We start from the raw sequence: 17,751 nt of genomic DNA, 5'->3' as shown, positions 1-17,751 counted from the left end.
CTGCATGGCGGTGCCACCGCACGGCGAAAGGGCCGGTTCCCCCTGGGTGGGGGGAACCGGCCCGCTTCTTTTCCCTACGATCCGTGCGGCCCGCGCCCTCACACGAAGGCGAGGTTGACCACCCAGAAGCTGAGGGCCGCGACCAGCGCCGCGGCCGGCATGGTGATGAACCAGCCCAGGATGATGTTCTTGGCGACGCCCCAGCGGACCGCGTTCACCCGCTTCGTCGCGCCCACGCCCATGATCGCCGAGGTGATCACGTGGGTGGTGGAGATCGGCGCGTGGAAGAGGAACGCCGAGCCGAACATGATCGAGGCACCGGTGGTCTCCGCCGCGAAGCCCTGCGGCGGGTCCAGTTCGATGATCTTGCGGCCGAGGGTGCGCATGATGCGCCAGCCGCCCGCGTACGTACCCAGCGAGAGCATCACGGCGCACGCGATCTTGACCCAGACCGGGATCTCGTCGCCGGCGCTGTTCACGTCGGCGATGACCAGGGCCATCATCACGATGCCCATGGTCTTCTGCGCGTCCTGCAGACCGTGGCCGAGCGCCATGCCGGCCGCCGAGACCGTCTGCGCGATGCGGAAACCGCGCTTGGCCTTGTGCGGGTTGGCGCGGCGGAACATCCACAGGATGGCGACCATCACCAGGTAACCGACGACGAGGCCGACCACCGGCGAGACGAACATCGGGATGACGACCTTGTCGACCACGCCCGACCACAGCACCTCGGTGCCGCCCGCCAGCGCCGCGCCCACCATGCCGCCGAACAGCGCGTGCGAGGAGGACGAGGGCAGGCCGAAGTACCAGGTGATCAAGTTCCACACGATCGCGCCGACGAGCGCCGCGAAGAGGATCCACATGCCCCGGTTGCCGTGGGGCGTCTCGATCAGGCCCTCACTCACCGTCTTGGCGACCCCGCTGCCCAGGAAGGCACCGGCGAGGTTCATGACCGCGGCCATCGCGAGCGCGGCACGCGGGGTCAGCGCACGGGTCGAGACCGAGGTCGCGATCGCGTTCGCGGAGTCGTGAAAACCATTCGTATACGTAAAGCCGAGCGCGACACCGATGGTCACGATCAGAGCGAAGGTGTCCACGAGGTTCAGGACTCCTTGACCGCGATGGTCTCCACCGTGTTCGCGACGTGCTCGAACGCGTCGGCCGCCTCTTCGAGCACGTCGACGATCTGCTTGAGCTTCAGCACCTCGATGGCGTCGTACTTGCCGTTGAAGAGCTGGGCGAGCAGCTTGCGGTGGATCTGGTCGGCCTGGTTCTCCAGCCGGTTGACCTCGATCCAGTACTCGGTCAGGTTCGTCATGGTCCGCAGGTGCGGCATGGCCTCGGCGGTCAGCTCGGCCGCCCGCGCCAGTACCTCGATCTGCTGCTCGACGCCCTTGGGGAGCTCCTCCACGTTGTAGAGGACGACCAGGTCGACCGCCTCTTCCATGAAGTCCATGATGTCGTCGAGGCAGGACGCCAGGTTGTAGATGTCCTCGCGGTCGAACGGCGTAATGAAGGAGGAGTTGAGCTGGTGGAAGATCGCGTGGGTCGCGTCGTCTCCCGCGTGCTCCGCTGCCCGCATCCGCTCCGCGATCTCGACCCGGGCGGAGGAGTCCGCTCCGAGCAGTTCCATGAGGAGCTTCGAGCCCGTGACGATGTTGTCCGCGGATGCGGCGAACATGTCGTAGAAGCTCGTCTCCCTGGGGGTCAGACGAAATCGCACGTGAGGTCCTCGGGGTGCATTGGATTCGGTCAGGCTGATGCTAGGCGCATCCCCCGGCCACGGCTAACCGGCAGTTCCCCAGTGTCCTCCATCAGGCAGAGTGAGGACGACGGGCCCCTGCCCCTGCGGCCGAGGGCCGGTACCCTATACCCATGAGGGGTATAGGCCCCCCATTCCGGACCACGGGAGGACGCATGACTGCCATCCAGGCGGAGGGCTCCGGAGCCACCACGGACGCGGTGCCGGACACGAGCGTGCCGGACCCGAGCGCGAGCACGGAGACCGTAGCCGTGCACGGCTACCACCACCAGAAGGACGAGCACCTCAAGCGCCTGCGCCGGATCGAGGGCCAGATCCGGGGCCTGCAGCGCCTCGTCGACGAGGACGTCTACTGCATCGACATACTCACCCAGGTCTCGGCGAGCACGAAGGCGCTCCAGTCCTTCGCGCTCCAGCTGCTGGAGGAGCACCTGCGGCACTGCGTCGCCGATGCGGCCCTCAAGGGCGGCGGAGAGATCGACGCCAAGGTCGAGGAAGCGACGAAGGCGATCGCCCGGCTGCTGCGCACCTGACCGGTAAGCAGGAGGGGCGGGCCCGGGGAGCGGGGGTCAGCCGGACCACACGCCCATGAGCACCTCGTCGATCCGGTCCTGGCTGAGCCTCTCCTCGGCCACGGCCGAGGCCGCGATGATCAGCTCCCCGCACAGTTCGATCTCGGCGAGAGCCACGAGGTCCTGCACCGTCGAACCGCTTGCGGGAGTCACGCGTGTCACCTCAATCTGCCGTCGTCCGGTCGCCGGCGCTCGGCTTCTCAGCGTAGGGAGCGCACGGCGCGGCGCGCATGACACGGATGGACCATTTCCAGCCCACCCACCCTGGGCCGATGGCCGGTCATGGCCCCATCGCCCCGCTCCCGCGGGCTCCGGGCGGGACGGCGGCTCCAGCCGGTCAATCGGCGATCTTCCCGGCGTAGATGTCCCCTTCGGCCGGCAGTACGACGGTGACCGGGGTCCCGAAACCGTAGAGCAGCGTGGTGGAAGACACATCGATCACGCCATTGTTGACGTAGGTGAAGCGGTGGCGGACCTTCCGCAGGAGGCCCTCGAAGTCGAGGTACACGTCGAACGGCACCAGGTCCTTGCTGAACCCTTTCGCCGCCGCCTCCAGGGCCCCCTTCACCGCCGGTGAGGCCTGCGCGGCGGCCCGCGCGATATCGGTCGTGCCCCGGTAGTGGCGCACCTTGGTCCCCGCCACCTCGGTCTCGCCCACGTACGTCACCTCCTGCGCCCCGCGCAGCAGCTCGGCCGCGGCCATCGGGTCGGTGGCCCCGCCGGTGACCAGGTTCCCGTCGGCGAGGGCCGTCGTGTCGACCCGGACCCACTTGTCGTCGGGGACGCCCGCGCCCCGGTTCTTCATGTACAGCGCGCCGGGCACCAGCAGCTCGGTGATGGGCCGGTGCTCGGCCTTGCCCTTGGCGTCGTCGGGGAGCATGACCAGCAGCTGCCCCATCCGGTTCTTGAAGTCGACCCCGCCCTCGCCCCGGATCGTGACCCGGGTACCGCCCGTGGCCATCTCCATGGCCGTACGGGTCTGCGCGCTCCCGGTCGCCAGGAGCGCATCGGCGGCTCCGCGGACCGCCGCCGCCGGATCGCCGGCGGGCCGGGCGTCGTCGCCCGCGACGGCGTCGCCACCGCACCCGCTCAACGCCGCCACCGTCAGGGCCAGGCCGACCGCGACCGCAGCCCTGCCCGCGCGACCCCGCCTGTGCTGGTGCACCACCATCGCCTGCCAACCCCCAACGCGTGACAGCTGTTTGCCCGAGGCCCCCGCCCGCTCCGCTTAACGAGGTCCCGGGCCTCCCGTCACGGCCGCGAGCCCGTCGCCCCGGGCCGGTGCCCCGCCCGCCCCCGGCCCGGTACCTTGATGGAGTGGAACCGCACACCGAAGCGACTCTCGTCCCTCCGCTTGCCTCAGTGCCGCCGCCCCGCGAGCCCGCTCCCGGCACTGGACCGGCGCCGGCACTCTCCACCGATCACGCCACGAGCACCTCCGAACGGGGCTCGTTCAGCCTGGCCGCCTGTACCTGCGGCTGGCGCGGCCCGGCCCGCCGCTCCCGCGACCTGGCCCGCAAGGACGCCGCCGCGCACGCCCCGGAGTAACACGGGAGCAGCACCGGAGCAGCACGGGAGCAGGCACGGGCCCCGCGAGGTCGCCCGATCGGACGGCCCGGCTGGCCGACGCGCCCGGGAGCGGTTGCCCTTGACTCATGCCCGGACCCGCGCCACGACTCGCCGCCCTCACCTGGGCCCTGCTGATCGCCTTCGCCCCCGCCGCGCCCGCCCGGGCCAGTCCCGTGGGCACGGCCGACGGGCCCGGCGACGTGGCCCTGGCCATCGGCGTCACCACCGCCGCGGCCACCGCGACCGGCCTGTGGCTGCGCTCCCGCTACCGGCGCTCCGAGGCGGATGCGGACGGCTCGGACCCCGGCGGCGATCCGTGACCCCGCCCCCGCGGCCGCGGCCGGCCGCCGTGCGCGTGTGCTTCGGGGCCGCGGCGCTGTGCCTGCTGGTGGCCGTGGTGCTGAGCGTCTGGGACTCGTACGGCATGGGCTGAAGCTGCGGGCACCGCCCGGAGCACCGCCTCAGGCGGCGAGGTCGTTCTCGTGCCCGCGCCCCGCCGGCTCCGTCGCCGCGAGGTCCACCGGCCGGGCGACCACCCGGTCGCGCGCCCGGACCAGGACGCCGAGCCGCCGGGAGCGGGCCACCGCCCGCACCGCCGGGGTCAGCAGCGCCATCGCGAGCGGCGTGAGGAGCAGCACCACCGCGGTGCCGAGGGCGAGCCCGCCGATGACGTCGGTCGGATAGTGCAGGCCCATGTAGACCCGCGTGAACCCCTCCGCCAGGGCCAGCCCGATCCCGATGAAGCCGAGCCTGCGGTGGGCGACGAACAGGCCGACGCCGAGCGCCATCGCGAGCGTCGTGTGGTCACTGACGAACGAGAAGGCGCTGTGGCCGATCCCGGCGCCGGGATCCAGCACCTCGACCCCGCCGTGCTGCGCGGCCGGCCGGGGCCGGCCGACGAACTCCCGCAGCGGAACGTTGAGGAGCAGGGCGGCTCCGGCGGCGAGCGGGGCCCACACGAGCGCCGCGAAGGCCTCCACGGCGGCGGACTCGTCCTGCCGGCGCGCTCCGCGCCAGCACCACAGCACCAGGAGGACGAGGGCCAGCAGGATCCCGTACTCGCCCAGGAACGCGACCGTCCGGTCGAGCCAGCCCGGGGCCCGTCCCGCCAGTCCGTTGATCTCGTACAGCAGGCTTACATCCACGTTCGGCCCACCCGTTGTGAGTCCAGCCATGGTGATGCGGCCCCTTGCCCTTGCCTTGGTACCCGTACGGCCGCACGCCGATGTGCGGCCCTTCGCCCCCGGTGATCACTCCGGCGCTTCCGCTCGTCCTGCCCCCAGTGACCATGGAACGCCCGTTCTGGCTGCTACGTTCCGCTCTCCACCGAATGATCACCCCAACGTTATCGAAGAGTGACTCATCGTTGCAGCTCAGGGCCTTCGGTTCACGCTGCGTTGCCGGCGTTCTCGCGCCGGGGCAGGGCCTCCGCGCCGTCCTTGGTCACCCGGGTCGCGCCGAAGTAGTCGGGCGTGTCGATCTTGTCGAAGCGGATCACGGCTCCGGTGAACGGGGCGTTGATCATGTATCCGCCGCCCACGTAGAGCCCGACGTGCCGGATCTCCCGGGAGTTCGTCAGATCGTCGGAGAAGAACACCAGGTCCCCGGGCAGCAGTTCCGCGCGCGAGGGGTGCGGACCGGCGTTGTACTGGTCGTTGGCCACGCGCGGCAGATCGATCCCGACCGACTCGTACGCGGCCTTGGTCAGCCCCGAGCAGTCGAACCGCCCGTCCTGGTCCGGCGTCCCGTTCCCGCCCCACAGATAGGGGGTGCCCAGCTGCTTCTGCGCGAAGTAGATCGCCCCGGCGGCCTGCTGCGAGGGCGCCACCCGCCCGACGGGGGCCTCGAAGCTCTTGGCGAGGGTCGTGATGGTCTTCACGTACCCCTGCGTCTCCCGGTACGGCGGGACGCCCCCGTACTGCTTCACCGCGCCGGGACCCGCGTTGTAAGCGGCCAGCATGTTCGCGACCGGGTCCCCCGGTACCTTGGCCACGTACTTCGCCAGATCGCAGTCGTACGAAGCCGCCGACGGGATCGCGTCGTTCGGGTCCCAGATGTCACGGTCCCCGTCGCCGTCCCCGTCGATCCCGTGCGTCGCCCAGGTCCCCGGGATGAACTGCGCGATGCCCCGCGCGTCGGCCGGGCTCACCGCACCCGGGTTCCAGCCGCTCTCGGAGTAGAGCTGCGCCGCCAGCACCGCCGGCGAGAGCGTCGGGCAGAGGTTGCCCCACTTCTGCACGAGGGACTGGTACTTCCCCGGCACGGCCCCCTTGGCGAGCCCGCCGGCCCGGCCGACGGCGCCGGTCGCGATGCCCGCGGCCGCCGAGTACGTACCGACCACGAGCAGGGCGAGAAAGCACAGGCATGCCCCGAAGCTGATTCCACCGACCACCCAGAGTCTGCGCACCCGCCAACCTTCCCCCATCGAACGGCTTTTCCCCGCGTTCCCGCCACCCCGTGTCGAATCATCCCGCCGGGGAGGCCCCGCAGGAACCGCCGCATCCCGGGCACTTGGAGCACACGGCCGGGCGGACGGGTGAACTCATAGGACTCATAGGACGATACGAAGTACCTCGCCCCTACGCTCCCTACCCCCTCGGAGCCACGAACAGGCTCTGTGCGCTCCGCCCGATCGGACCCTTCTCGTCGTGCAGCCGGGCGTCCGCCAGCCCGATGCCCGCCGCGTCCACGCTCGTACGGGCCTCCACGCACACCCACTCACCGGCCGGATGGCGGTGCAGGTGCACGGTGAGGTCGCCGTTGACGAAGAGGTAGCGGCCGAAATCCACGACGGAACTGATGCCGTTGCCCGAGTCCGCCGCCACCAGCACCCGGTCCAGCGGCCGGGGCTCCTCCCCGGCCACCAGCGGCACCCTCATCCGCATCCAGCAGGTCCCGGGACCGAGTTCGGTGAACGCACCCCGAGTGAAACGGGTCTCCATCGCCGAGTGGTAGCCCTGCTCCCACGGCACCGGGAAGAACGGCGTCGGCCCCACCTCCCCCGGCGGCGGCAGCTCCGGCCCAGGCACGACGGACGGTACGGAATCCTCCGCCACCCGGACCCGCAGCGCCCGCGCCAGCATCACGGGCGCGGCCCCGGCCGGAGCGAGCGCGGCCTCGACCACCTCGGTGCCGCGGCCGGCCCGCAGCACACTGGTCGTCAGCTCCAGCGGACCGATCGGCACCGGGCGCAGGATCTCGTAGGTGATCCGCGCGATCCGCATGTCGCCCCGCCCGCCCGGCCGTTCCTCGACCGCCCGCCCGAGCAGCGCGGCCGGCGGACCGGCGTGCTGCGAGCCGGGATCCCACGGGCCGCGCGTGTAACCGCTCGACAGGAACCGTCCCTCGTCGACCCGCTCGTAGAACCCGGCCACGTCGGCGCCATCGCCGACCCCGCTCTCAGCACCCATGGCAGCCACGCTACCGACTGGTAATCCGCGACCGCCAGCCCCGCCGAGCGCCCGCTCCACCCCCGCCCCGCACCCGCTCCCCGGCCCCCCGCTCCCCGCCCGGCCCGAAGGCTCAGCGGGCGAAGCCCAGCCCCACCCCGAGCCCCACCAGGACCGACCCGATGGCCCGGTTCAGCGCCTTCTGCGCCTTCAGCATCCGGTCGCGCAGCCGGGAGTTGGAGAAGAACAGCGCGACCGCCCCGAACCAGCCCAGGTGCGCCGCCGACATGAACAGCCCGTACCCGGCCTGCTGCCACACCGGGGTCCCCGGCCCGACCACCTGCGTGAAGGTGGACACCACGAACAGCGTGGTCTTCGGGTTGAGCACGTTGGTCAGGAACCCGCTCCGGAGCGCCCCGAACGGCGTCATCCCGCCCTTCTCCTCCAGATCCACGGCCACCTCGGCCCGCGCCCGGAAGGTCCGTATCCCGATCCACACCAGGTACGCGGCGCCCGCGAGCTTGATCACCGTGAACAGTCCGGCGGAGGAGGCGATCAGCAGACCGACCCCGAGCATCGTGTAGGAGACGTGGACCAGCACCCCGGCCGCGACCCCGGCGGCCGCGAACAGCCCGGTGGGCCGCCCGTAGAGGTAGCTGTTGCGGACGACCATGGCGAAATCCGCGCCGGGACTGATGACGGCGAGGAAGGTGATGACGGCTACTGCGATCACTTCGGTCATACGCCGATGCTCGCCCGACCCTCCCCCGCCGCTCAAGGGCTTTCGGCGCCCCACGCTTCCAACGGACCGCCGCAGCCGCTCCCCTGCCCCTTCTCGCTCCACCCCGGCGGCCCGCCCCGTCCACCCAACTCCCTCACGGAGAGACAATGGGGACGTGCCCAAGCCCCCTCCCGCCGGCCCCGCCCGCCCCGCCGCCCCTGGCGCGCACTCCGACCCGGCCGCCACCCCGGCCCCCCTCCCGCTCCTGCAAGCGGACTGCGCCAACTGCTTCGCGCTCTGCTGCGTGGCCCTGCCCTTCGCCAAGTCCACCGACTTCGCCGCGAACAAGCCCGCCGGCACCCCCTGCAAGAACCTCCGCCAGGACTTCCGCTGCGGCATCCACACCGCCCTGCGCGACAAGGGCTACCAGGGCTGCACCGTCTTCGACTGCCTCGGCGCCGGCCAGCAGGTCTCCCAGGTCACCTTCGGCGGCCGCGACTGGCGCTCCCACCCCGGCACCGCCGGCGCGATGTTCGCGGTCTTCCCCCTGATGCGGAGCCTGCACGAGCTGCTCTCCTACCTCGCCGAGGCCCTCACCCGCCCCGCCGCCCGCCCGCTCCACGCCCAGCTGCGCACCGCCCTGGCCGACACCACCCGGTGGACCGCGCAGACCCCGCAGGCCCTCGCGGAGTTCGACATCACCCCGCTGCGCCAGGAGGTGAACGCCCTCCTCCTCAAGACCAGCGAGCTCGTACGGGCCGAGGTGCCCGGCCGCAAGAAGAACCACCGCGGCGCCGACCTGATGGGCGCCCGCCTCCCCGGCGCGGACCTGCGCGGCGCCAACCTCCGCGGCGCCTACCTGATCGCCGCCGACCTCAGCGGCGCCGACCTGCGCACCGCCGACCTGATCGGCGCGGACTTCCGCGACACCGACCTGCGCGACGCCGACCTCACCGGCGCCCTCTTCCTCACCCAGCCCCAGCTGAACGCGGCCCGGGGCAACGCCGCGACCCGCATCCCGCCCGCCCTCACCCGCCCCGCGCACTGGCCGTCGGACCGCCCGGCCCACTGACGGCGCACACCGGCCACCGGTGCGCCCCCGGCGCATCCACACGCCCGCCCACGAGTGTCACCCTCCGCAGCCAACCCCCTACGGTGGGCCAGGAAACCGGAAGGCGATCGTCACCCGGCGACGCCCCGCACACCCTCGCCCCCGGAGATGCTCCATGCGACGCCCCACCACGACCCTCGGCACCCTCGCGGCCGCCACCACCCTCGTCCTCGGCCTCGCCGGCTCCGCACACGCGGCCTCGGGCGAACTGGTCATCAACGGCCGCACCCTCAACGACCCGTCCGGCTGCGTCCTGTACAACGGCCCCGCCGCGGTCACCAACCACACCGACAGCCCCGTCTTCATCACCAGCGGCCGCTGGTGCACCGGCGCGGTCATCGCCGTCATCCACGCCGGGGAGACCCGCTTCGCCCCGTTCACCTCGAACATCCTCGTCCCGTAGCCCGGACACCCCGCGGGCGCCGCACCCGGCTCGTGCCCCGGGCGCGGCCCCGGCGGGGAAGCCGGACCCCAGGAGCATCACCCGTAACCCCGCACACAGATCCACCGACTGACGGAATGTCGTAAAACATCATCGGTATGGTCGAACGGAGCACGACCCGTTGCGCCAAACGGCGCGGCCCGATCCGAGCCACCAGCGCACCGAGACGACAATCATTGCCCGCAGTCACGCCGCGTGATACACAGAGTGACGATACGTTCTTTCCCCCACACGCCGCCCGACCCCAGGTCAGGACATACGGACGACACCCGGGGCGACGGATCGGGTAAAGAGAGCACTCAAGTCGACATCCGACGGCGGATTCATCAGGGAAGATAGAGCCTGACCCCTGCCGTCCGGGCACGGGCTACCGGAACTACCCATACAGGGGCGGTGAGTTACATGATCCTGGCAGCCGAAAAGGGCGACATCACCACCATCATCGGCGGAATCGCCCCGAACTGGGGGCCGTTCGGCAGTCTCGGCAACGAAGCGAAGGTCATGATCGAGGTGGTCATGGCCGTGGCGATCCTGCTCTGCCTGGGCATCGCCATCTGGGGCGCGGCCAAACAGCGCATCGGAGCCACCGCACTGCGCGACACCTTCAGCGCGGAACAGGGCAAGGGCCTCATCGTGGCCGGCCTGACGGGCGTCTTCATCATCGGGTCACTGGGCACCCTCTTCACGATCGTCTACGGAATGGCCGTCTAGCCCGAGCCCTGATGAGGACTCACCACGCCGCGCCTGCGCGGATACCAGCGCTACCGTCGTACGACGCGGAGGGGGCGAACACCGAATGAGCACCGACGACCAATACGGTGGCGGCGAGGTCGGCGGCACCGGCCAGACCCGTACCCGTTTCTCGGAGCCCTCGGACCCGTACGCCCCACCCCGCCGCACCCCCCGAGGCCTCATCACCGTCGTCGGCGTCGTGGTCCTCCTCATCGCAGCCATCGCCTTCGCCAACCAGTCCCGCACCCCGGAATCCCCCCCGACCGCGGACAAGCCCCCCACCACCACCAACCCAACGTCAGCCACGGGCGTCGCCCCGGTGGACGGCAAGTCCGCAGGCGTCCCGAAGGGCTTCGCACAAACCGAACAGGGCGCCCAGTCCGCAGCGGCCAACTACGCGGTGGCGCTCGGCTCCGACGGCATGTTCAACTCCACGCGACGGAACGCCATCGTGCAGGCCGTGTACCTGCCGGCCGTGGCCACCGCCCGCGAGGGAGACCTGGACCGTCTCTACACGGACCCCGAGTTCCTCTCCCGTATCGGACTCGATGCCACCGCCAAGGCCCCCAAGGGCCTGACCTTCGTCTCCCGGACCAACCCGGTCGGAACCAAGGTGGAGCGCTTCAGCGCCGAAGGCGCGAGCGTGTCCGTCTGGTACTCGACGCTGTTCGGACTCGCCGGGGAAGGCTCCAAGAACCCCGTCGCCGAGAGCTGGTACACGAACACCTTCGATCTGCGCTGGAGCGACGGGGACTGGCGCATCTCCAGCTTCACCCAGAAGGACGGCCCGGCCCCCGTAGGCCGCGACCAAAGGGCCGCTTCGGCCGAAGAGATGGCCGCGGCCGTATCGCAGTTCGGGGGACTCACCTATGCACGCTAGCCGTCGCGGCTTGTCCTTCATGGCCGTCGCCACGGCCGTGCAGACCTCTGCCGTCCTGTTGGCCACCCGTGCCGCAGCCGCACCGAGTCCCACGCCCACGCCCAACGTGCTGCCGAGCAATGACCCCTGCGACCTGATTCGTGGCCCGGCCAAGGACTACTGCGAGCGCGGAGGAACGGGACCCGGCACAGGAACAGGCTCGGGCCTCGCCCCCAGCGACCCCACGGACGCCCTCAACCCCCTCTCCTCCCTCGCAAAGGGCTGCGCCGACGCCGCAGCCTGGATCGTCGGCGAACTCAGCAAGGCAGTGAACGGCACCGCCAACGTCGACTTCACCAACGGCGCCTTCCTCAAGCAGTACGCCATCGTCTTCGCCGCCTCCACCATCCTCACGCTCGTCCTGTGGCTCTTCGCCGTCGCCAAACGAGCCATCCGCGGCGTCCCCTTCACCACCGCCATGTCCGAAGCCATCGGCTTCCTCTGGCTCACCGTCCTCGCGTCCGCCTTCACCCCCCTCATCCTCTACACCGTCGTCTCCGCCACCGACGGCGTCACCGAGGTCATCGCCTCCGCCACCGGCGGCCAGACCGACGTCTTCTTCGGCTCCTTCGCCGAGGCCCTCAAAAAGGGCGACGACATCGGCGGCGGCCCGATCATGCTGATTGTCGTCGCCCTCGTCACCGTCCTCGCCGCCGGCGTCCTCTGCCTCGAGCTCGTGATCCGCGCCGCGCTCCTCTATGTCGGCGCCCTGCTCGGCACCGTCGTCTACGCCGGCCTCGTCGACCGCAATCTCTGGGGCCACGTCCGCCGCTGGGCGGGCATCATGATCGCCGTCATCCTCGTGAAGCCGGTCATCGTCATCGTGCTGGGCCTCGCCGGAGCCCTCGCCGGGGAGAAGGGCCCGAACGCCTTCTCCGCGGTCGTCTCCGGCCTCGCCATCATCCTCCTGGCGATCTTCGCCTCCGCGATGATCTACCGCTTCGTCCCCGGCTTCGGCGACGAGATCGCCTCCGCCCGCAGCAACCGCAGCAAAGCCACCGACGGCGCCCAGGCGGCCGCCGTCATCAGCTCCCCGGCCTCCCTCGTCTCCCAGGGCATCAAGACCCACAGCAGCCGCGGCGGCGGCAGCGGGAACAGCGGAGGCGGCGGCGCCCACCGCGCCGGCGGCGACAACCAGATCTCCGGAGGCATGGCCGCGCACAGCAGCCGCAACTCCGGCGGCGCAGGAGGCGGGTCCGGCCCCGCCGCCGCACCCCCGCCCCGTACGGGCTCCAGCACGAGGAACACAGGAGGTGACGGGCGGTGACGACCCAGTCCCACCAGCTCCACCCGATCACGCCCCGCCGCACGTATCTCATCGGCCGGGCCCGGCCGAACGCGATCGTCGGCAAGAACCGCGAGACCGGCGAGATCGCCCTGATCATCGTCGGCGCGTTCCTCGGCATGATGAGCGGACTGCTCGTCCCCGCCCTCACCCTGCGCATCGTCTCCCTCGCCGGCTTCCCGATGCTGGCCCTCGCCGCCGTCTACGTCCCCTACCGCGGCCGCACCTTCTACCGCTGGTTCGAGATCAACCGCAGCTTCAAGCGCACCCTGCGCCGCGGCACGACGTTCCGCTCCGGCGCCATGGAGGCCGGCATCCGGGCCGGCGACGGCCGCGAGGTCGAGGTCGGCCCGCCCCCCGGCATCGGCCGCATCAACTGGCTCGCCGCCCCCTTCGGCCCCGACGAGATCGCCGTCCTGCTCCACGCGGACCGCAGGACCGTCACCGCCGCCATCGAGATCGAGGGCCCCGGCGTCGGCCTGCGCGACAGCGAGGACCAGGAGGCCCTCGTCGACCGCTTCGGCACCCTCCTCAAGCACGTGGCCAACGGCGACGGCTTCGTCACCCGCCTCCAGATGCTCGTACGCACCCTGCCGGCCGACCCGGAGGCCCACGACAAGGACGTGGCCTCCCGCGGCAACACACACGCCCCGGTCTGGCTGCGCGATTCGTACGACCAGCTCCAGTCGATGGTGTCGACCTCCTCCGAGCAGCACCGCGCGTACCTCGTCGCCTGCATCCACTTCACCCGTGAACTCGCCGCCGAGGCCCACACCATCGCCCGCGCCGCGACCCCCCACAAGGGCCGCCGCGTCGACCGCGACGCCGGTCTCGCCATCGTCATGGCCCGCGAGCTCACCGACATCTGCGCCCGCCTCGCCGAGGCCGACATCCGCGTCCGCCAGCCGCTGGGGCAGGGCCGCCTCGCCTCCCTCGTGCACTCCATGTACGACCCGGACCACCCCATCGACCACATCCAGGCCATGACCAAGCGCAACGCCTGGCCCGCCGAACTGGACGCCGTCGAACCGACCTACCTCCAGGCCAAGACCCGCGAATCCTCCACCCGCGCCCCCTGGTGCCACGCCACGGCCTGGGTGAAGGAATGGCCGATGACCCCGGTCGGCGTGAACTTCCTCGCCCCGCTCCTTGTCCACACCCCCGACGTCATCCGCACGGTCGCCGTCACCATGGACCTGGAACCCACCGAGATCGCCATCGAACGCATGCTCACGGAGAAGACGAACGACGAGGCCGACGCCAGCCGCGCCGCCAAGATGAACCGCACCGTCGACCCCCGCGACATCGCCGCCCACGGCCGGCTCGACCAGCGCGGCGAAGACCTCGCCAGCGGCGCCGCCGGCGTCAACCTGGTCGGCTACATCACGGTCTCCTCCCGCTCCCCCGAAGCCCTCGCCCGCGACAAGCGCACCATCCGCGCCTCGGCGGGCAAGTCCTACCTGAAGCTCGAATGGTGCGACCGCGAGCACCACCGCGCCTTCGTCAACACCCTGCCGTTCGCCACCGGCATCCGACGCTAGCTGGAGGGAATGGCCGCCCATGCGAGATCCCATGTCCGCCCTGACGGACGCCTTCACCAGCTTCCTGTTCGGCAAGGTGGAAACCACCCGACTCCCCGTCCGCACGTCCACCGGACAGGCGCAGGCGGTCTATCTCCCCACCGCCGCCCCCGGCCTCGGTGACTCCGGCGTCATCATCGGCCGCGAGGTCTACAGCGGCAAGGGCTACATCTACGACCCCTTCCAGCTGTACGGCCAGCAGCTCCCGGCCCCCCACTGGCTGGTCCTCGGCGAATCCGGCAACGGCAAGTCCGCCCTGGAGAAGACCTACGTCCTGCGCCAACTCCGCTTCCGGGACCGCCAGGTCGTCGTCCTGGACGCCCAGGGCGAGGACGGCGTCGGCGAGTGGAACCTCATCGCCCAGCAGCTGGGAATAACCCCCATCCGCCTGGACCCCATCGCCGCGAACGACGACGGGATCCGCCTCAACCCCCTCGACCCGGCGATCACCGCGACGGGCCAGCTCGCGCTGCTCCGCACCATCATCGAAGTCGCCATGGGCCACGGCCTGGACGAACGCTCCGGCTTCGCCCTGAAGGTCGCGCACGCCTACGTGGTGGAGACCATCACGGACCGCCAGCCGGTCCTGATGGACATCGTGGAACAGCTGCGCCACCCGGAGCCCGAATCGGCCCTCTCGATGAACGTGGCCATAGACGACGTCCGCGCCTGGGGCCTGGACGTCGCCCTCGTCATCGACCGCCTGGTCGACGGCGACCTCCGCGGCATGTTCGACGGACCGACCACCGTGGGCATCGACCTCGACGCCCCCCTCATCGTCTTCGACCTCTCGCACATCGACCGCAACTCCATCGCCATGCCCATCCTGATGGCGATCGTCGGCGTATGGCTCGAACACACCTGGATCCGCCCGGACCGCAAGAAGCGCATCTTCCTGGTCGAAGAGGCCTGGCACATCATCAACAGCCCCTTCGTGGCCCAGCTCTTCCAGCGCCTCCTCAAGTTCGGCCGGCGCCTCGGCCTGTCCTTCGTCGCGGTCGTCCACCACCTCTCCGACGTCGTGGACGGCGCGGCGGCCCGCGAAGCCGCGGCCATCCTCAAAATGGCCTCGACCCGCACCATCTACGCCCAGAAAGCCGACGAGGCCCGCGCCACGGGCCGCGTCCTGGGCCTCCCCCGCTGGGCGGTGGAAATCATCCCGACCCTCACCCCCGGCATCGCGGTCTGGGACGTCAACGGCAACGTCCAGGTCGTCAAACACCTGATCACCGAAGCCGAACGCCCCCTGGTCTTCACCGACCGCGCCATGACGGAATCCTCGGTCCAGCACCGCCTGCCCGACGACCTCCTCGCCGCCGAACTGGAGACAGAGGAGCGCGCCCTCCTGATGGAACGCCAACGCCATGCCGGCGGCTCGGCCACCACGGTGGCCTGACATGCCCCACCGCACGGACCACCCGGACCCCCGCCCCCAAGGCGGCATCCCGGACGGCCTCCTCGTGGGCCTGCTGGCCTTCCTCCTGGGCCTGGCCGTCCTCACCTGGACGGCCACCGGCCTGGCCGCCCTCTTCACCAAGGGCGCCTGGCCGAGCAAGGTCACCTTCACCCGCACCCCGACCGCGGTCCGCTCCCTGATAGCGCAACCCCACGACATCCCGGCCGCCTGGCCGGACACACCCCCCGAGGCCCTCTCCAACTGGGGCCTCTTCTGGGGCCTGTTCATCAGCCAGCTCCTGGTCCTCCTGGTCCTGACCATCTTCACCCTCGGCGTAGTGGCCCGCACAAAATCCCGCCACCGCCTGAAGAGGGACCACCCCGAGCCCAACCCAGCCCCTCCGGCCTCGCAGCCGTACTCAACCGCAACGGCAACCCCAGCCCCTCCGGCGTTTGAGGAGCGGGGGCCCGGGGGCAGAGCCCCCGGCAACGGCGCCGCCCCCACGGACGAGGCGTACCGCTACGGCTTCGGCTACGCCCCCACCCCGGCCAGAGCCACCACACCCCCGCCCGGCCAGGGCACCCGCATCGCCTACGCCCCACCCGCCGCCCGCCACACCTCCGCCTCAGAAGCCATCGCGGCAGCAACCGGCGCGGTCCTCGTGATCACGTCCTCCCCCACCCTCTGGTCGGAGACCAAGGACGCCCGCTCCAAGCTGGGCCCCGTCCTCCTCTACGACCCCTCCCACCTCTGCGACACCCCGGCCCGGATCCACTGGAGCCCCACCGAAGGCTGCGCGGACCGCGCCACCGCCGCCGCCCGCGCCCTCGCGCTCCTCGCCCCGGTCCGCCCGCAGGCCCGTATGGACTCGGCCGTCGCGGACACCGCGGAAACGCTCCTCCGCAGCTGGCTCCAAGCCGCCGCCCTGGACAACCGTCCGTTCAAGCAACTGCACCGCTGGGCCCAGGGCACCAACGCCCAGGAACCGGTCCGCATCCTCCGTACCCACCCCCAGGCGGCCACCGCCGCCCCCGGTGCGGCCGGCGAGCTGGAGAGTGCCCTCACCGCCCACCCGGACCGCCGCGAGCTCGCCCAACACCTCACGGCCCGGGCCCTGACGGCCCTTTCCTCCATCCACATCCGGGAATCCTGCACCCCGAACCGAATCGATTCCCTCGCCCTGGCATCGTTCGTCTCCGAAGGGGGCACCCTCTACGTGGTGGGCGAACCCCTGGAAGACCCCCGGGCCCACCCGGGTGCGATGCCGCTGCTGACCGCACTCGCCTCCAGCGTGGTCGAGCACGGCCGCCGCATGGCCGCACGGTCATCCGACGGTCGGCTCGACCCACCACTGGCACTGGTCTTCGAGGACGTCGCCGCCGTGGCCCCGATCCCCCAACTCCCCGAGCTCCTCCAGGACACGACGCTCCCGCTGCTCGCCCTGTGCCGCAGCCGCGAGCAGGCGCGCGCCCGCTGGCCGGAGGCGGACCTCCCCGTAGCGGTCCCCTAGGCGGGCCGCGGGAACACGTACTCCAGCTCCTTCGCGGAGGGATCGGTCGGCATCGGCACGACCTTCCCGCTGGGCACGAACCCGAACCGCCGGTAGAAGGCCCCGGCCCGCGCGTTCTCCGCGTGCACGAAGAGCCGTACGCGCGCCAGCACCGGCTCCTCGAGCCCCCAGGCCCACTCCAGCGCGGCCTCGAACAGCGCCTCGGTCAGCCCGGTCCCCCGCTGCGCCGGCCGCACGAACACGCCCACGAGGTGCGCCTGCGCCTGCGCGATCTCCCCGTCGAAGATGTCGGTCGTGCCGGCCTCCTCGACGAGCACGGTCACCGACCCGCCCCACTGCCCGTCGGGCCCTTCGGCAATGAACTGCCGGATGCCCGACCCCGCCGCAGCTCCGGCAGCCCGCTCCTGCCAGAGCGCGTCGGACCTTCCCTCCCCCTGCTCGAGGGTCTCGAGGAAGGCAACCGCCGCGGCCGGATCCCGCAGGGCCGCCAGCCGCAGCTCCTTCACCTTGAGCCACTCGTCAGCCCTTACCGGGCGTACCACGTACTCGTTCATACCGCGGGATCCTAACGAGCCGGCCGTCCCCGCTTCATCCGAGTTTCCGGCGCACGATCCCTAAAGGCCTGCAAACGCAGAAAAGCCCCGTACCGGTTTCCCGGTACGGGGCTCTCTACAATGATTGTTCGGCGGCGTCCTACTCTCCCACAGGGTCCCCCCTGCAGTACCATCGGCGCTGAAAGGCTTAGCTTCCGGGTTCGGAATGT

At 71.2% G+C, this 17,751-nt stretch carries 20 protein-coding genes and 1 rRNA gene; 11 read left to right on the top strand and 10 right to left on the bottom strand.

Features of this window, described 5'->3' with window-relative positions; genetic code table 11:
• Positions 1-98: 98 nt before the first annotated feature.
• Positions 99-1,097: an inorganic phosphate transporter gene (locus tag ACIA8F_RS37660; RefSeq protein WP_266878906.1), complete on the bottom strand. Its 999-nt coding sequence runs from the start codon at positions 1,095-1,097 to the stop codon at positions 99-101.
• A 5-nt stretch (positions 1,098-1,102) separates the two neighbouring features.
• Positions 1,103-1,723: a DUF47 domain-containing protein gene (locus ACIA8F_RS37655; RefSeq protein WP_399385546.1), complete on the bottom strand. Its 621-nt coding sequence runs from the start codon at positions 1,721-1,723 to the stop codon at positions 1,103-1,105.
• Between the two features lie 194 nt (positions 1,724-1,917).
• Between ACIA8F_RS37655 and ACIA8F_RS37650 the strand changes: the two genes are divergently transcribed.
• Positions 1,918-2,295 carry a metal-sensitive transcriptional regulator gene (locus tag ACIA8F_RS37650; protein ID WP_399385545.1) on the top strand — a complete coding sequence of 126 codons (378 nt, stop codon included), beginning with the start codon at positions 1,918-1,920 and terminating at the stop codon, positions 2,293-2,295.
• 36 nt (positions 2,296-2,331) lie between these two features.
• On the opposite strand, the gene ACIA8F_RS37645 is transcribed toward ACIA8F_RS37650, so the two are convergent.
• Together ACIA8F_RS37645 and ACIA8F_RS37640 are read right to left on the bottom strand one after the other, a co-directional pair.
• On the bottom strand, positions 2,332-2,487 hold the full coding sequence (locus ACIA8F_RS37645; protein WP_399385564.1) for a hypothetical protein: 156 nt from the start codon (positions 2,485-2,487) through the stop codon (positions 2,332-2,334).
• Positions 2,488-2,671: 184 nt separating this feature from the next.
• Positions 2,672-3,505: a hypothetical protein gene (locus ACIA8F_RS37640; protein ID WP_399385544.1), complete on the bottom strand. Its 834-nt coding sequence runs from the start codon at positions 3,503-3,505 to the stop codon at positions 2,672-2,674.
• A 191-nt stretch (positions 3,506-3,696) separates the two neighbouring features.
• On the opposite strand from ACIA8F_RS37640, the gene ACIA8F_RS37635 reads away from it, so the two are divergent.
• Together ACIA8F_RS37635 and ACIA8F_RS37630 are read left to right on the top strand one after the other, a co-directional pair.
• Entirely contained in the window at positions 3,697-3,882 is a 186-nt protein-coding gene (locus ACIA8F_RS37635; protein ID WP_399385543.1) for a hypothetical protein, read from the top strand.
• Between the two features lie 107 nt (positions 3,883-3,989).
• Positions 3,990-4,223: a hypothetical protein gene (locus tag ACIA8F_RS37630; RefSeq protein ID WP_399385542.1), complete on the top strand. Its 234-nt coding sequence runs from the start codon at positions 3,990-3,992 to the stop codon at positions 4,221-4,223.
• 141 nt (positions 4,224-4,364) lie between these two features.
• Here the strand turns inward: ACIA8F_RS37630 and ACIA8F_RS37625 are convergent, their stop codons facing one another.
• The 4 genes from ACIA8F_RS37625 to ACIA8F_RS37610 all read right to left on the bottom strand — a co-directional run bounded on the left by ACIA8F_RS37625 (position 4,365) and on the right by ACIA8F_RS37610 (position 8,034).
• Complete coding sequence (locus ACIA8F_RS37625) at positions 4,365-5,078, bottom strand: phosphatase PAP2 family protein (protein ID WP_399385541.1); 714 nt, start codon at positions 5,076-5,078, stop codon at positions 4,365-4,367.
• A gap of 212 nt (positions 5,079-5,290) precedes the next feature.
• Entirely contained in the window at positions 5,291-6,310 is a 1,020-nt protein-coding gene (locus ACIA8F_RS37620) for an NlpC/P60 family protein (protein ID WP_399385540.1), read from the bottom strand.
• Between the two features lie 181 nt (positions 6,311-6,491).
• Positions 6,492-7,313, bottom strand: coding sequence for a thioesterase family protein (locus ACIA8F_RS37615; RefSeq protein ID WP_399385539.1), 822 nt, complete (start codon positions 7,311-7,313; stop codon positions 6,492-6,494).
• A 112-nt stretch (positions 7,314-7,425) separates the two neighbouring features.
• Positions 7,426-8,034, bottom strand: coding sequence for a LysE family translocator (locus ACIA8F_RS37610; RefSeq protein WP_399385538.1), 609 nt, complete (start codon positions 8,032-8,034; stop codon positions 7,426-7,428).
• Positions 8,035-8,278: 244 nt separating this feature from the next.
• On the opposite strand from ACIA8F_RS37610, the gene ACIA8F_RS37605 reads away from it, so the two are divergent.
• The 8 genes from ACIA8F_RS37605 to ACIA8F_RS37570 all read left to right on the top strand — a co-directional run bounded on the left by ACIA8F_RS37605 (position 8,279) and on the right by ACIA8F_RS37570 (position 16,988).
• A complete protein-coding gene (locus ACIA8F_RS37605) occupies positions 8,279-9,085 on the top strand; it encodes a pentapeptide repeat-containing protein (protein WP_399385563.1) in 807 nt (268 codons plus the stop codon).
• Positions 9,086-9,239: 154 nt separating this feature from the next.
• Positions 9,240-9,527: a hypothetical protein gene (locus ACIA8F_RS37600; protein WP_399385537.1), complete on the top strand. Its 288-nt coding sequence runs from the start codon at positions 9,240-9,242 to the stop codon at positions 9,525-9,527.
• A 441-nt stretch (positions 9,528-9,968) separates the two neighbouring features.
• Positions 9,969-10,277: a hypothetical protein gene (locus ACIA8F_RS37595; protein ID WP_008742356.1), complete on the top strand. Its 309-nt coding sequence runs from the start codon at positions 9,969-9,971 to the stop codon at positions 10,275-10,277.
• Between the two features lie 85 nt (positions 10,278-10,362).
• Positions 10,363-11,178, top strand: a complete 816-nt coding sequence (locus tag ACIA8F_RS37590) for a hypothetical protein (RefSeq protein WP_399385536.1) — start codon at positions 10,363-10,365, stop codon at positions 11,176-11,178.
• Between the two features lie 19 nt (positions 11,179-11,197).
• Positions 11,198-12,484, top strand: a complete 1,287-nt coding sequence (locus ACIA8F_RS37585) for a hypothetical protein (protein ID WP_399385562.1) — start codon at positions 11,198-11,200, stop codon at positions 12,482-12,484.
• Positions 12,481-14,043, top strand: a complete 1,563-nt coding sequence (locus ACIA8F_RS37580) for an SCO6880 family protein (protein ID WP_399385535.1) — start codon at positions 12,481-12,483, stop codon at positions 14,041-14,043. The genes ACIA8F_RS37585 and ACIA8F_RS37580 overlap by 4 nt, the downstream gene beginning before the upstream one ends.
• 19 nt (positions 14,044-14,062) lie before the next feature.
• A complete protein-coding gene (locus tag ACIA8F_RS37575) occupies positions 14,063-15,478 on the top strand; it encodes an ATP-binding protein (RefSeq protein WP_399385534.1) in 1,416 nt (471 codons plus the stop codon).
• Between the two features lies 1 nt (position 15,479).
• A complete protein-coding gene (locus ACIA8F_RS37570) occupies positions 15,480-16,988 on the top strand; it encodes a type VI secretion protein (RefSeq protein ID WP_399385533.1) in 1,509 nt (502 codons plus the stop codon).
• Here the strand turns inward: ACIA8F_RS37570 and ACIA8F_RS37565 are convergent.
• Complete coding sequence (locus tag ACIA8F_RS37565; protein WP_399385532.1) at positions 16,985-17,542, bottom strand: GNAT family N-acetyltransferase; 558 nt, start codon at positions 17,540-17,542, stop codon at positions 16,985-16,987. The two genes, ACIA8F_RS37570 and ACIA8F_RS37565, sit on opposite strands and share 4 nt — an antisense overlap.
• 126 nt (positions 17,543-17,668) lie before the next feature.
• A 5S ribosomal RNA gene (rrf, locus tag ACIA8F_RS37560) occupies positions 17,669-17,751 on the bottom strand; the annotation flags it as partial.

Source organism: Streptomyces sp. NPDC051563, assembly GCF_044454225.1.
In the GTDB taxonomy this organism is placed as follows: domain Bacteria; phylum Actinomycetota; class Actinomycetes; order Streptomycetales; family Streptomycetaceae; genus Streptomyces.
Note: the sequence above shows the minus strand (reverse complement) of the source record. Positions and strands in the feature narration are given on the sequence as shown.

What these genes read in the sequence shown, in the direction of transcription:
- ACIA8F_RS37650 (WP_399385545.1), top strand. Translation starts at nt 1,918, where the DNA reads ATGACTGCCATCCAGGCGGAGGGCTCCGGAGCCACCACGGACGCGGTG.
- ACIA8F_RS37640 (WP_399385544.1), bottom strand. Translation starts at nt 3,505, where the DNA reads ATGGTGGTGCACCAGCACAGGCGGGGTCGCGCGGGCAGGGCTGCGGTC.
- ACIA8F_RS37630 (WP_399385542.1), top strand. Translation starts at nt 3,990, where the DNA reads ATGCCCGGACCCGCGCCACGACTCGCCGCCCTCACCTGGGCCCTGCTG.
- ACIA8F_RS37625 (WP_399385541.1), bottom strand. Translation starts at nt 5,078, where the DNA reads ATGGCTGGACTCACAACGGGTGGGCCGAACGTGGATGTAAGCCTGCTG.
- ACIA8F_RS37615 (WP_399385539.1), bottom strand. Translation starts at nt 7,313, where the DNA reads ATGGGTGCTGAGAGCGGGGTCGGCGATGGCGCCGACGTGGCCGGGTTC.
- ACIA8F_RS37610 (WP_399385538.1), bottom strand. Translation starts at nt 8,034, where the DNA reads ATGACCGAAGTGATCGCAGTAGCCGTCATCACCTTCCTCGCCGTCATC.
- ACIA8F_RS37600 (WP_399385537.1), top strand. Translation starts at nt 9,240, where the DNA reads ATGCGACGCCCCACCACGACCCTCGGCACCCTCGCGGCCGCCACCACC.
- ACIA8F_RS37595 (WP_008742356.1), top strand. Translation starts at nt 9,969, where the DNA reads ATGATCCTGGCAGCCGAAAAGGGCGACATCACCACCATCATCGGCGGA.
- ACIA8F_RS37590 (WP_399385536.1), top strand. Translation starts at nt 10,363, where the DNA reads ATGAGCACCGACGACCAATACGGTGGCGGCGAGGTCGGCGGCACCGGC.
- ACIA8F_RS37585 (WP_399385562.1), top strand. Translation starts at nt 11,198, where the DNA reads ATGGCCGTCGCCACGGCCGTGCAGACCTCTGCCGTCCTGTTGGCCACC.
- ACIA8F_RS37575 (WP_399385534.1), top strand. Translation starts at nt 14,063, where the DNA reads ATGCGAGATCCCATGTCCGCCCTGACGGACGCCTTCACCAGCTTCCTG.
- ACIA8F_RS37570 (WP_399385533.1), top strand. Translation starts at nt 15,480, where the DNA reads ATGCCCCACCGCACGGACCACCCGGACCCCCGCCCCCAAGGCGGCATC.
- ACIA8F_RS37565 (WP_399385532.1), bottom strand. Translation starts at nt 17,542, where the DNA reads ATGAACGAGTACGTGGTACGCCCGGTAAGGGCTGACGAGTGGCTCAAG.